Origin of the sequence: Paenibacillus nuruki, assembly GCF_963311185.1 — a bacterium.
Taxonomy (GTDB): Bacteria; Bacillota; Bacilli; order Paenibacillales; family Paenibacillaceae; genus Saccharibacillus; species Saccharibacillus nuruki.
The window spans coordinates 4,888,155-4,902,092 of record NZ_OY725677.1 but is presented as its reverse complement, the minus strand read 5'-3'; the positions used below and the strand labels follow the sequence as shown (position 1 = coordinate 4,902,092).

Genomic DNA, 13,938 nt, shown 5'->3' with positions numbered 1-13,938 from the left:
TTTATATTTCCTTTTTAATCCGATGAGAATATACACTTTTCACTGCATTAATCACATCATCGATATCTTGATCTGTCATTTTTGGAAACATAGGTAGCGTTATAGCTGTACTATAATATTGTTCTGCTATTGGACATAACCCTTTAGCATATCCTAATTCTTGATAGTATGGTTGAAGGTATACGGGAATATAATGGACATGGACTCCAATATTTAAATCTCGCAAATCTTCAAAAATATCTTTGCGTGTCGCATCAAAATACTCAGGAAGCCAGCGTGTCACATATAAGTGCCAACTGGAATGAGCATTCGGATGTTGATAAGGAAGAATTAAGCCCGGTAAATCTGCAAAAGCTTCATTATATTTCTCAACAATTTCTCTACGTCTATGCACAAATGAATCAAGCTTGTTCATTTGGGAAGCACCTAGAGCAGCTTGCATATCAGTCATTCTATAATTGTAACCGAGTGACTGCATCTCATAATACCAGGGTCCTTCATCTTTTAATAACTCGTCAGGATCTTTAGTCATTCCATGGCTGCGAAATTGAATAAGCTTACGATAATAGTGTTCATTATCTGTAACAATTACTCCGCCTTCTCCTGTAGTCACATGTTTAACAGGGTGAAAACTAAACATGGTCATATCTGCCCATGCCCCAATCTTACGATCAGCATAATCTGCGCCTAATGAGTGAGCAGCATCTTGAATCAGTACTAGATTGTGTTGTTTAGCTATCTGTGAAATACGATCAATCTCTACAGGCTGTCCTGTAAAATCAACAGCAATAATAGCTTTTGTGTCTGAATTAATATGTTCTTCTATTTTGGCAGGATCAATATTGTATGTGTTAGGATCAATATCTACAAAAATAGGAGTAGCATCTTGATAAAGCACACAATTACTACTTGCCAAAAAAGTAATAGGTGTTGTGATCACTTCATCGCCTTGACCAATACAAGCAGCAAAACACGCTGCGTGAAGAGCAGCTGTACCATTGGTAAAGGCAACACTATATTTGGCTCCTACGTATGTTGCTACCTTATTTTCAAAATCTAGTATAGCAGGGCCTTGTGTTATAAAATCACCTTTTAATACTTTAATAACAGCTGTAATATCATCATCATCCAACCATTGTTGCCCATAAGGTAACATTGTTGTTCTTGTAACATGCTGCATATCATTATTTGATGTCATCAAACTATGACTCCCCTCGGTATGGATTGGATGCTCTTTAGTTCAAACCGCCTTGCTTGATCCATTCTCTAGTTCGAGCAATTCCTTCTTCTAAAGATACTTCTGCTTTCCATTCCATTAGTTTGCCTGCTTTGGTTGAATTACAAAGCAATTTAGGAATTTCACTTTGCGGATGAATATGCTCAACATGCTTAATTCTTGATGAATCACCTGTAATCGTTAGTGCTAGATCATTAACTGTAATATCACGACCTAAGCCTGCATTTACAATTTCTCCATCGACTTGACTATTAAAACCTGCTGCTACAACAAAACGGGCACAATCTTCAACATAAAGAAGATCACGAGTCTGAGTTCCATCACCATAAATATTCAGATCTTTTCCATCCAAATCATTTTTAAGGAAAATAGCAACTACGCCACCCTCACCACCTGTTTTTTGAAAAGGTCCATACGTATTAAATGGGCGAATAACTACAGTAGGCAGTTTATAAGCATAATAATAAGAAAGCACCATATTTTCGGCAGCCACTTTAGCACCTGCATAAGGAGAAGCAGGTTTCGTAGGATGAAGCTCATCGATTCCTTGGATATCACTGCAACGATCGTATACCATACAAGTACTCATAAATACGACTTTTGTATTGTGTTTGCGACATTGTTCTAAAATATAAAAAGTTCCAATTGTATCGTTATTAAAAGTAGTACGAGGATCATCAATAGAATCTTGTACATTGATTGATGCTCCTAAATGATAACAAACAGCAAAACGGTTTTGTTCAAACAATTCATGAAGTAATGCTTCATCTAAAATAGTTCCTTTGATAAAGGCTTTTAAATTAGGATGATCTCTAAATTCACTCAAATTAGATTCTTGACCATTAGATAGATCATCTAAAATCCATAATTGGTATCCATCATCTAATAACTTTTTGGCTACCCAGCGTCCTATGAATCCTGCTCCACCAGTTAGCAAAATATTCTTATTCGACATTTAAAAAACCTCCCAAGTCAGTGGTGTTCCTTTAGCTACATCTTTTGCAACGGTACGTCCTAATAAATGATCCATATATTTTGTTGGAAGCCCCAAACCTGGACGAATAGCTTTTACATTATCTTTAGTTAATATATCGCCTGCGTGCAAATCTTGAGAAATATATAATGAACGACGTAATTTAAGAGAAGGCTGTTCACGTTCAGTTGCTCCATACGTAATTTGCCCAAGCGATTGCCATGCTCGTTCTGTCTCAACAACTAAAGATTGTAATTCTTCCGGTTCTAGTGAGAATGCAGAATCTACACCACCATCTGCACGACGTAATGTGAAATGTTTTTCAATTACAGTTGCTCCTAAAGCTACACTAGCAACTGATACCCCGACACCCATCGTATGATCAGACATTCCTACTAAGCAATTAAATAATTTTTCCATATGAGGTAAGGTCACAATATTGGTATTCGAAGGAGTAGCAGGATACGTGCTTGTACATTTTAGTAACACTAGATTTTGACAACCCGCTAATCTAGCTTCACGCACTGATTCATCAATTTCAGCAATAGATGCCATTCCTGTTGAAATGATCATAGGTTTACCTGTAGCAGCCACTTTACGAATCAATTGAATATCAGTATTCTCAAAAGAAGCAATTTTATAAGCCGGTACATTTAATGACTCCAAAAAATCAACTGCACTTTCATCAAATGGCGTACTAAAAGCTAACATACCTAATTCTGCGCAACGATCGAAAATAGGTTTATGCCATTCCCAAGGGGTATAGGCTTCTTGGTACAATTTATATAATGAGTTTCCTTTCCAAAGACTGTTCTCATCCTCAATAAAAAACTCAGCATCATGAATATCTAATGTCATAGTATCTGCTGTATATGTCTGTAATTTTAAAGCATCTGCGCCTGCCTTTGCAGCTGCTTCTACGATACTTAAAGCACGTTCTAACGATTGATTATGATTGCCCGACATCTCAGCAATAATAAAAGGTTTATGATTTTTACCGATCCAATGCGATCCTATCTGAAATTCCATATATAATTTATTCCTCCTATTCATTGATGAAGCTTATTTATACTTACTTTATTTTCGGGTTCGATTCATTTTTCAAGTATGATACTTGTTAAAATATTTTGTTCTGATGAATTTTGATTGTCTAATGTTTCTAATCCACGCTGACTCATATTTAGAAGATCGTTGGGTGAAGACATTGCTTTTAATAAGATATCGGTATAATGGGAAGAATTTATTTGCTTATAATCTCCTAAATTCCATATTAGACCGAGATGCTCTGCCATAGAAACAGATGGGTATTGATTGGTGGCCACGATTGTTATCGCAGAAGGTAATCCTAAATAGCAACGTTCCCACATTGCACTTCCTCCTGCCCCTATACAAAAATCAGATTTAGCAATAATTTCAGCCATTTTTTCTGTCTGAATATATAATTTCACATGTTCCAAAGCAGCACATTTTTGAATAATACTTTTTTGATAAGCATAAGAATTTCCGATGATAAGAGTGAAATTCAAACTAGAAAATACATCTTCTTGAATCGAATTTATTATTTTCTGTGTTTCATTCGTTGGATCACTTCCACCAAAAAATAACAACACTTCTTTTACTTTTCCTGATCGCTTCTTTACTATTTTTCTTTCTTTGTAGAAAGAAGATCTAAGCAATAAGTATTGCGGCCCTATACATAATTTACATTTTTCAGGAACAAGGTTGTAATAGCGAGACTCCCCATGTTCAGTCAAATTCTGATCCATTAATACATCTGCATCGTGTTTCCGATTTGCTAGATCATCAATCACTATAATTTTTTCGACGTACTTTCTCAAAGCTAATTCCCAATATTCATTAATTTCATAATGATCTACAACAAGCCAATAGGGATATAGATTTAATGTTTGAATGTGATCAATCATAAAATCAATCTCGATTTCTTGATTGGCTGTTGATAAAGGCTCTTGAGTCGGTATATTCAAAACCTGAAATCCACGTTTGGTAATATATTCGGATAAATTACCTTGTAAAGTTCTGCATACAAATATAACTTGTATCCCGTAATGATGTAATTCATCAGCTAAAACAAGACATCGCATAATATGACCAGAGCCAATGATTTCAGAAGCATCAGCACGTATAATTATTGTCTTTTGCATGTTTATATTACCGGTTTTTGTTCAATATGTGCATTAATCTTAGCAACTTCAGGATGCTCTACTAAATAATTCACATATTCTGAAGCAGGAATATCTTTACGATCTCCGAAATGCTCCGTTAATACTTTGCATAATGTATAATCTTCTTCTGTATCTACAGTTAATCTTAATTCTGGATGTAACATAAATAAGGGTAACTCTAAAATAGTTTGTTTAAATTCTTCGGCATATTCATAAGCATAGTAAGTAACATGCTCACGATGTCTAGGCTCTGTAGAAATATTGTAGATCTTTTCTAATGCTTTAAAGCTAATCATTTCTACAGCTAATCCACGAGTTGCCTCAGACTGCTGTCGATTGATCACAATATCTGAAGGTTCTTTCTGCATGGCATTAATAGTAAGTTCAGCCATTTCAATATCTACAAACGGACAATCTGACGTTACTCTAATAACATAATCAGGCTGATACTGAACAGCACATTGATAATATCGAGATAGTACATCTGTTTCTGATCCACGGTAACAATCTATCTTTTTGTTTTTACACCATTCTTCAATTTGATCATCCTGTTGTAATGCTGATGTGGCTACAATAACATGCTCTACATTATTAATTTGCTGACATCTAGATACTACATAATCCAGAACAGTACTTTTTCCTAAAGGTAACAATATTTTGCCTGGAAGACGTGAAGACCCCATTCTAGCTTGGATGATAATAATATTTTTCATATAATGGGTTCCTTTCTACTTTAAAATCAAAATAGGTAACAAAATGAAATAAGAAATATCAGGCTTAAAGCAGATTAACCTTAATGTATAATTCTCCTCCTTTGTATATAAAAAATTTATAAACTGCGTTATACCAATTCTTCTTTTAGTATCCACTCTTTAATTGTTTCTTTATCAATAGGTGTCATATCAAGACTTGTAATTTCATTTTTTATTGTAGCTGGTTTAGTATTAAATCCCGCTGGAATAATAAACATTTCTTCTGTTTCACTGGCAATTAAATGCTCATCCATCGTCATTAACTCTTCAAAGCGTTTTTCTCCTGGACGAAGTCCTATCGCTTGTATTTCAACACTTTTTTGTACATTATATTTTTGAGATACAGTTTCTACTAATACTTCTGCCAAATCCCCAATTCGAATCGTAGGCATTTTCAAAACAAATACTTCGCCACCTTGAGCTATTTCATTGGCTTTCATAATTAACTCAATAGCTTGGTTAGGCGTCATCATATAGCGAAGCATATCTGGATCTGTAATCGTAATTTTTTGTTTATCTAAGATTTGTTGCTTGAACAATGGAATAACCGATCCACGAGAACCCATTACATTGCCAAATCGAACTGATGAGAATACTGTAGATTTAGGGCCTTTTTGATATTCAGCTGCTGAAATTAAACGTTCAGCTGTCAGCTTAGTTGCTCCATACGTATTTGTAGGAGAGATCGCTTTATCTGTACTTGTAAATAGTACTTTTTGTACCCCATTTGCTACAGCTGCTTGAATAATATTTTGTGTACCGATTACATTAGTCTGAACCGCTTCAAAAGGATTGTATTCACAGAAAGGCACATGTTTCATAGCCGCTAAATGAAATACATAATCGATATCTTCCATCGCACGCATTAATCGTTGTTGATCTCGAACGTCGCCGATCAAAAAACGTAGCTTAGCAGCATGCTCTTGCAAAGCTATACTCATCTCGTATTGTTTATATTCATCTCGGCTAAAAATACGAATAACTTGCGGATCTTCTTCTAATAATTTTTTAATCAAGCTGATTCCAATTGTTCCTGTACCACCTGTTACTAAAATCTTTTTATTATGATACATCCGTTGTTCCATTTGCACCGACCCTTTGCATATTAATTTCATCAATTCGACGAATAGACTCTGTAAATAGTTCGATCAGACTTGGAATTTTTTCAATAATATCTTTCAATACTTTTCCTAAATGTTTATAAATAAGATCGGATTTTAAGACTAAGTTCTTTTCATTAACAATGATAGGTAACTGCTGATCAAATACTTTAATAGAAGTAGGTAATACTGTTTCCAAAATAGGATCAAACCATTCACGATGAACAAGTTTTCCCCAAGCAATCTCTATACTTTCCATCATTCTTTGACCTTTAACTGGTTTGGTACGACTAAGTTCTTGAACTTTACCTAATAGTTTTTGAATATCTTTGATTTCGCTTTTCATCACTTCAAAGTCAGCCATGGTCGCTTTAATTTTATTGGTTACACTTGTAACTTTTTGCATGTCAGTTACATAGTTAGTTTTATCACTCATTGTAACCATACATTCCTGATCCATTTGCTCATTTTTAATCAAATCATATATTTCTTCTATAGGCATCCAGACTGTTCCCTCAATAGATGCACCATTTCGTGTAGAATTTATAAATTCAATATCTGTAAAAGCCGTAACTAAATCCTCTAGAGAGTCTTTCATAAACATAAAACTCTGATTTGTCGTATTATAGGTACCATTTACATTAAGCACCTGAATCTTAGCTGTCTCAACATCAGAGTTAGCTCTTTCAGTGCTAACATGATTTACACCATCAGCATAATATTTATTTCCAGGAAAAGATAAATCTTGACCCATCATAATAATACGAGTAGCTCCTAAACGTATCGCTGCTTGCATCGCGGTTCCTGCTACCGTCGGTGTAGAAGAAATAATAACTTCCTCTTCAGGTAATCCCATAAAGTATTGAGAAGCTACATCATTTTTCATAATACTGTGAATTAAATGATTAGATTTACGCTCGGATATTTCATAATAAGCAGATGATGTATGCAATAGTGGAGATTCTAAAGTTCTCGGATCTTCAAAGACTTTATTATTAATGACTCCACCGTCCATAACTACAGTTAAGTGAGGTCTTATTCCATTTTTAACCAATGCTTGAATACTGGACCCAGCAGCGATGATAAGAGCATGTGGTTTTAGACGTGTAATCCACTCTATATCTTCTTGCAAAGAAGGACCAGATGAGATGACAACAGCTGTACCTCCTTTAAATTGCCCTTGTAATTCTTCAAGTGCTGGAGTGAACAGCATACTTGCCATTTGATATAAACCGTTACGAAGCCAATCTTCTTGGAAAAACTGTTGTGTTAGTTTATTGGAATTAAACGTGATATTGTATTCTTTAAAATCCTCTTTCACTTCCCGTAATACATCCATATCATTATCTAGATAATGTCTTAACGCAACAAATGCCATCTCTTGATTCATATAGCTACAGACTAGATAAAACAACATGTTTAACTGTGTTTCTCCAACAGAAACCCATTGCAAGTTAGGATGATTTAGCAATTCACGAAAATCATACTCTTTCATTGAATTCAAGAAAGCTTGCTCATCCGGTTCATATACAAATAACCAACGATTCGGATACATTTCTAACAGGTCTGCTATACCTAAGCCCTGGCCAAAACCATAGACAAAAATGATATTCAAATCTTCAACAGATCCTCTTACTGCTTCTAACCAATTCTCATCTTTATCCCATGGTTCTTGAACAAATTTTTTATCTTTTATATCATCCGATTCAATCACAAGCATCTTTTGAGCTACATGTTTAAAACGTTGATTTAGCACTTCCATATTCAGTTCTAAATTAGACACTATCATACCACCATTCGCTCGTGTATTTACTTTCTATATGTAGTATATCGGAATTACAGAGATTGAAGTGAACATTTACATACAAAAATCCACCTTTTCGGTGTAGACAAAGGTGGATTTTTATTCCATTTATTTGAGATGGTCTATAAAAAAACTATCTGTTACATAATTTTGATGATAGGCAGTATGCTGACTTCGAATACTTCCTTGCTTTTCCAACCAGTTGCCAGCTTGATCTTTAAAAGAATTCAATTTATTCATGATTAACAAATCGCAATCTAAAATCTTCTGAATATCTATTCGATCTTGATCAGTAACAGCATCGCGATAACTTTGCATTTGTTGAACAATAGCTTCACGTTGGTCTATAAAATCTAACATTTCCTCTTCACTAATAACATGAAGACGGCTGACGATTTCTTGTGTTAACTGATCAAGCTCTTTTAAAAGATCTTTTAGATTCTCTATAGTATTCATTATTACACACCATTTGCAGCTTCTGGAAGTCGGCTTGCTTCTAACCAAGTTTCACGCAAATCTGAAAGATGGATCAATACTTCTTCAGCAAGATCAACATTTTTCTTCACGTTTGCCTCAATCAGACAGTGAAGCATATATTCATAAATGACAATTAATTCATTAGCAATTGCAAAATCAAAGTTCAAAGATGATATTAATTCATGTACGATTGCCTGTGCTTTACACAAGTTATTATTTGCTTTTTCATAATTTCTTTCATTAATTCCTTCAACACCGGCTTTAACGAATCGAATAGCACCATCATATAACATAATAAGAAGTTTCGGTTTTGAAGCTGTCTGTGCCTGAGCTTGTTGATATTTTTGATAGGGTGATTTAATCACTCTATCACCTCCTTAGTTAAAGACTCGAAAGACTTGTCGACTGGTTATTATATCGGCTGATAGCAGTTTCCATTGCAGTAAATTTCTTATAATAATTAGTTTCAATTGTATTTAAACGACTATTCCAATCAGAAATACGTCTGTCCATACCTGTTAATTGTGTTCCCATTAAGCTATTCACTAAGAACGTAGAGTTAGCGTCACTGCTTACGCGAGATGTTCCGGCAGTACTGGCTAAGCTCTCAAGTGAAGACTTCGTAATTTTTTTCATTCTGCTTAACATACCATCTTGATCCGTATATTTATTTGTAGAGCTTGTAGCTGAATCTTGTGCTCCAAAAAAGTTGTTTACAATATTAGGATCTTTTGCTAAAGCAGTTTTAAGTTTTTCTGTATCCAATGAGAGCTTACCACGTGTCTCATATGTTCCTGTGGTAATTCCTAATTGAGCAAAGTTCACTTTAGATCCATCACTTAGTGTAACCCCTTGAATCATTGCTGTACGCATAGTAGAAATCGTTTGTTGCAACATATCATCGCCTTTGAGCATACCACTCTTAGCTTTGGTGTTCCAAAGCTTTTGCTCATCGTCACTTAAATCTTTTTTCTGTTCATCTGTAAGTGGTGCGTATTTTTTGTAACGTTCTTCTCCTACTTTTGAATTAAGCATAGAGAGGACATCATTATAAGCATCCACAAAAGTTTGTACACTTTTAACTAATGTATCCGTATCTGGAGTAACAGAAACTTGAGTCGTTTGTCCTGCCGGTGTGACTGTATTTAGCGTAATATCTACACCATTCATTGAAAATGAGTTGGATTTCTGTGTAATCGCTAATCCGTTCACTGTAAGTTCTGCATCTTTACCCAAATTGCTTGTGACATTACCATCTTTGATTCCAAAGGCTTCAAGCGCTGCACCACTAAAAGTTAATGGAGAATTACCAGTCGCTTTATTGGTCAAAGACATTTTACCACTATTTGGATCAAATACGGCTGTAACACCAGCATCTTTGTTAGAGTTAATTTTTTGTATAAAAGAATTGATCGTGTCTGTAGGTTCAATATTAATAGTTTGACCGTTTATGACTACCGGATCAGTACCACTATAAACATTAGAAAGTGCTTCTGTACCTGCATGAGCACCTGCTCCTGTATTTGATGTTACATTTGTTGCTGAAGCCAAACCTTGTACTGATATATTTAGTACCCCACCACTTGCTGATCCCGTTGCTGTCGCAGACACTGCTGTTGAGTTACCCGTTATTGTTGCTTTCTGAGCATTAATCGAACTACTCAGACTTAAATTGTTTAGTTTATCATTCAAAAAGGAAACTAATTTAGTACTAACATCGCGGTATCCTTCACGTTTCCATTCAACCAATTGTTTATCTTGTGTCAGCTTAGTTAATGGTGCTTTTTCTGCCTTCATCAATTTGGTAACCGTTGCATCAATATCCATACCACTGGCTAAACCTGTTATTCTTGTAACCATATTGTTTTCCTCCTATACTTTTTTATCTACAATAAGCCCTGTAACTTCCATTAATTTTGCTAAAGCATCCAATACTTTTTCGGAAGGTACTTCCCGGATCAGATCGCCTGTTTCTTTATTTTTCACTTTGATCATAATCGCATGCGTTTCTTGATGTACCGAAATCTCAAACGCTTTTTGTGGGCCCTGTATAGCATCAATTGTTCTTTGCAAATCTTTGATAGCCTGCTCTTGATTTTGTAATTTAGTCAACTGTGTAGGTTGAGAAGCAGCTATAATCGCTTGTTCAAGTGCTTGATTGGGTTGCGGAGATGGACTCACTTCTTTTTTGATTACAGTCGTTGGAGTGGGTATCGTACTTCCCATATTGCTTGAAGACATAATTGGATCCATGCAGAACCTCCTTATTCAATATTGTTATGTGTAAGTTATCATTTATTCTATTAGTGGTCTGTTTAGTCTGTTACTATCTATATCGGTCTTTACAGGTGATTCTTTAAGGTATATCGCATAAATAAGTAAAAAGACCCTGCCATAGGCAGAGTCTTGAGTACTTATTTTTCGTATTAACGCAGTAAGGACAATACGCCCTGTGGTGAAGAGTTTGCTTGTGACAACATCGATTGGGAAGCCTGTACCAAAATGTTGTTTTTAGACAATGCTACCATTTCCTTAGCCATATCTGTATCACGGATACGTGATTCAGACGCTGTTAAGTTTTCTACGGTTGTTCCCAAGTTGTTTGAAGTATATTCCAAACGGTTTTGCACAGCACCCAAGTTCGCACGTTGTGTTGCTACTTTTTCAATCGCAGAACTGATAGAAGAAAGTGTACTACTTGCAGTCAAGCCTTTAAATCCACTTGTTTTAATACCAGAAACAGTAATAGTAAATTTACTATCATCTGCTTGAATTTTAACGCCACTACCAACAATACTGATTCCGTTGAATGTAGTGTTGCTTAAAATACTATCTACTTGTTTACCCAATTGATTCAACTCAGCATTGATATTGGATTTATCTCCAGCACTGTATGTTCCGTTTTCTTTCTGAACATTCAATTCTTTCATACGTCCAAGCATTGAACTAACTTCGTTCATTGCACCCTCTGCTGTTTGTGCATAAGAGATACCGTCTTGCACGTTACGTTGTGCTTGCTCTAATCCGCGAATTTGTCCGCGCATTTTTTCAGAGATGGATAGTCCTGCTGCATCATCGGCTGCACGGTTGATGCGTAGTCCGGATGATAGTTTCTCCATGTTTTTGCTTGCCGCTGTGCTGTTCATACCCATGTTACGTTGCGTGTTTAAAGCTGGAATATTGTGATTAATAATCATTGTTATTTCCTCCTTGAATTCGTTTATCCCACATCCATGTGGTTTAGTTTGGCGCTCAAGCTTGAAGCTGTATACTCCTCAAGTACTTGTTTCGCTCTACTCTTTATATCGACATCTATTCTGCCTTTATGTATAGCATATCCTCTTTTATAATAATTTAATTAATAGTTTTAACTAATATATTCATTTAATTTTATTTCTTTGTATAAAAAAAGACTCTGCATAAAGCAGAGCCTTTGAAACCAACGTTTACGATTAACGAAGCAAGGACAATACGCCCTGTGGTGAAGAGTTTGCTTGTGACAACATTGATTGTGAAGCCTGTACCAAAATGTTGTTTTTGGACAATGCTACCATTTCCTTAGCCATATCTGTATCACGAATACGTGATTCAGATGCTGTTAAGTTTTCTACCGTTGTTCCCAAGTTGTTTGAAGTGTATTCCAAACGGTTTTGTACAGCACCCAAGTTCGCACGTTGTGTTGCTACTTTTTCGATTGCTTTACTGATGTCTGAAAGTGCAGTACCCGAACCTAGACTAGAGAAACCAGTTCTGCTAACACCAGAAACAGTAATTTTGAAAGTACTATCATCTGCTTGAACTGTAACATTACTTGTAATGTGAATACCATTAAAAGTAGTATTACTCATGATGCTATCAATTTGTTTACCCAATTGACCCAATTCAGCATTGATGTTTGCTTTGTCGCCAGAGCTGTATGTTCCGTTTTCTTTCTGAACATTCAATTCTTTCATACGTCCAAGCATTGAACTGACTTCGTTCATTGCACCCTCTGCTGTTTGTGCGAAAGAGATACCATCTTGTACGTTACGTTGTGCTTGCTCTAATCCGCGAATTTGTCCGCGCATTTTTTCAGAGATGGATAGTCCTGCTGCATCATCGGCTGCACGGTTGATGCGTAGTCCAGATGATAGTTTCTCCATGTTTTTGCTTGCCGCTGTGCTGTTCATACCCATGTTACGTTGCGTGTTTAAAGCTGGAATATTGTGATTGATAATCATTGTTATTTCCTCCTTGAATTCGTTTATCCCACATCCATGTGGTTTAGTTTGGCGATCAAGCTTAAGGTCGTACGCTCCTCAAGTACTTCTTTCGCTCTATTCTTTATATCGACATCTATCGTACCTTTGTGTATAGCATTGTAATGAATATATATATATTTGTAATAATTATTTTAATTGATCTAATAATGAGTTTTATTGGATAAAAAAAGCCCTGCATAAAGCAGAGCTTTTGAAACCAACATTTACGATTAACGAAGCAAGGACAATACGCCCTGTGGTGAAGAGTTTGCTTGTGACAACATCGATTGCGAAGCCTGTACTAAAATATTGTTTTTAGACAATGCTACCATTTCCTTAGCCATATCTGTGTCACGAATACGTGATTCAGATGCTGTTAAGTTTTCTACCGTTGTTCCCAAGTTGTTTGAAGTGTACTCCAAACGGTTTTGTACAGCACCCAAGTTCGCACGTTGTGTTGCTACTTTTTCAATCGCAGAACTGATAGAAGAAAGTGAAGTACCAGCTGACAAACCTTTAAATCCAGCTGTATTAACACCACTAATTGTAATTTGGAATTTGCTATCGTCTGCTTGAACTGTAACATTAGATGTAATTTTGATACCATTGAAAGTAGTATTACTCATAATGCTATCAATTTGTGTACCCAATTGTTTCAACTCAGCATTGATATTGGATTTATCTCCAGCACTGTATGTTCCGTTTTCTTTCTGAACATTCAATTCTTTCATACGTCCAAGCATTGAACTGACTTCGTTCATTGCACCCTCTGCTGTTTGTGCGAAAGAGATACCATCTTGTACGTTACGTTGTGCTTGCTCTAATCCGCGAATTTGTCCGCGCATTTTTTCAGAGATGGATAGTCCTGCTGCATCATCGGCTGCACGGTTAATGCGTAGTCCGGATGATAGTTTCTCCATGTTTTTGCTTGCTGCCGTGCTGTTCATACCCATGTTGCGTTGCGTGTTTAAAGCTGGAATATTGTGATTGATAATCATTGTTATTTCCTCCTTGAATTCGGTTATCCCACATCCATGTGGTTTTTTTGGCGATTAAGCTTGAGGCCGTACGCTCCTCAAGTACTTCTTTCGCTCTACTCTTTATATCGGTATCCTCTTAGTAAGTATGTATAGCAATATTCATATTCTATACATTATATTTTATCTCGATC

14 protein-coding genes are annotated in these 13,938 nt (G+C 35.8%); all 14 read right to left on the bottom strand.

The window, feature by feature from the left end:
* Position 1: 1 nt before the first annotated feature.
* The gene (gene pseC / locus RCP16_RS21760) at positions 2 to 1,198 is read right to left on the bottom strand and encodes a UDP-4-amino-4,6-dideoxy-N-acetyl-beta-L-altrosamine transaminase (RefSeq protein WP_308641322.1); all 1,197 of its coding nucleotides are present in this window, start codon (positions 1,196 to 1,198) and stop codon (positions 2 to 4) included.
* Between the two features lie 37 nt (positions 1,199 to 1,235).
* Positions 1,236 to 2,192 carry a dTDP-glucose 4,6-dehydratase gene (locus tag RCP16_RS21755; RefSeq protein ID WP_308641321.1) on the bottom strand — a complete coding sequence of 319 codons (957 nt, stop codon included), beginning with the start codon at positions 2,190 to 2,192 and terminating at the stop codon, positions 1,236 to 1,238.
* A complete protein-coding gene (gene pseI, locus RCP16_RS21750; protein WP_308641320.1) occupies positions 2,193 to 3,239 on the bottom strand; it encodes a pseudaminic acid synthase in 1,047 nt (348 codons plus the stop codon).
* Between the two features lie 65 nt (positions 3,240 to 3,304).
* A complete protein-coding gene (gene pseG / locus RCP16_RS21745) occupies positions 3,305 to 4,372 on the bottom strand; it encodes a UDP-2,4-diacetamido-2,4,6-trideoxy-beta-L-altropyranose hydrolase (RefSeq protein ID WP_308641319.1) in 1,068 nt (355 codons plus the stop codon).
* 2 nt (positions 4,373 to 4,374) lie between these two features.
* Positions 4,375 to 5,106, bottom strand: a complete 732-nt coding sequence (locus tag RCP16_RS21740; protein ID WP_308641318.1) for a cytidylyltransferase domain-containing protein — start codon at positions 5,104 to 5,106, stop codon at positions 4,375 to 4,377.
* Positions 5,107 to 5,234: 128 nt separating this feature from the next.
* Positions 5,235 to 6,230: an SDR family NAD(P)-dependent oxidoreductase gene (locus RCP16_RS21735; protein ID WP_308641317.1), complete on the bottom strand. Its 996-nt coding sequence runs from the start codon at positions 6,228 to 6,230 to the stop codon at positions 5,235 to 5,237.
* Positions 6,208 to 8,034, bottom strand: coding sequence for a motility associated factor glycosyltransferase family protein (locus RCP16_RS21730; RefSeq protein WP_308641316.1), 1,827 nt, complete (start codon positions 8,032 to 8,034; stop codon positions 6,208 to 6,210). The genes RCP16_RS21735 and RCP16_RS21730 overlap by 23 nt, the downstream gene beginning before the upstream one ends.
* A 123-nt stretch (positions 8,035 to 8,157) precedes the next feature.
* Positions 8,158 to 8,505 carry an SPFH domain-containing protein gene (locus tag RCP16_RS21725; RefSeq protein WP_308641315.1) on the bottom strand — a complete coding sequence of 116 codons (348 nt, stop codon included), beginning with the start codon at positions 8,503 to 8,505 and terminating at the stop codon, positions 8,158 to 8,160.
* Between the two features lie 2 nt (positions 8,506 to 8,507).
* Entirely contained in the window at positions 8,508 to 8,891 is a 384-nt protein-coding gene (gene fliS / locus RCP16_RS21720) for a flagellar export chaperone FliS (RefSeq protein ID WP_308641314.1), read from the bottom strand.
* A 16-nt stretch (positions 8,892 to 8,907) separates the two neighbouring features.
* On the bottom strand, positions 8,908 to 10,386 hold the full coding sequence (gene fliD, locus RCP16_RS21715; RefSeq protein WP_308641313.1) for a flagellar filament capping protein FliD: 1,479 nt from the start codon (positions 10,384 to 10,386) through the stop codon (positions 8,908 to 8,910).
* A 12-nt stretch (positions 10,387 to 10,398) separates the two neighbouring features.
* Positions 10,399 to 10,779, bottom strand: coding sequence for a flagellar protein FlaG (locus RCP16_RS21710; protein WP_308641312.1), 381 nt, complete (start codon positions 10,777 to 10,779; stop codon positions 10,399 to 10,401).
* 173 nt (positions 10,780 to 10,952) lie between these two features.
* A complete protein-coding gene (locus RCP16_RS21705) occupies positions 10,953 to 11,723 on the bottom strand; it encodes a flagellin N-terminal helical domain-containing protein (protein WP_308641311.1) in 771 nt (256 codons plus the stop codon).
* A 255-nt stretch (positions 11,724 to 11,978) separates the two neighbouring features.
* Positions 11,979 to 12,746 (bottom strand): flagellin N-terminal helical domain-containing protein, encoded by a 768-nt coding sequence (locus RCP16_RS21700; protein ID WP_308641310.1) that lies wholly within the window; start codon positions 12,744 to 12,746, stop codon positions 11,979 to 11,981.
* Positions 12,747 to 12,997: 251 nt separating this feature from the next.
* Positions 12,998 to 13,765 (bottom strand): flagellin N-terminal helical domain-containing protein, encoded by a 768-nt coding sequence (locus RCP16_RS21695; RefSeq protein WP_308641309.1) that lies wholly within the window; start codon positions 13,763 to 13,765, stop codon positions 12,998 to 13,000.
* Positions 13,766 to 13,938: the final 173 nt, after the last annotated feature.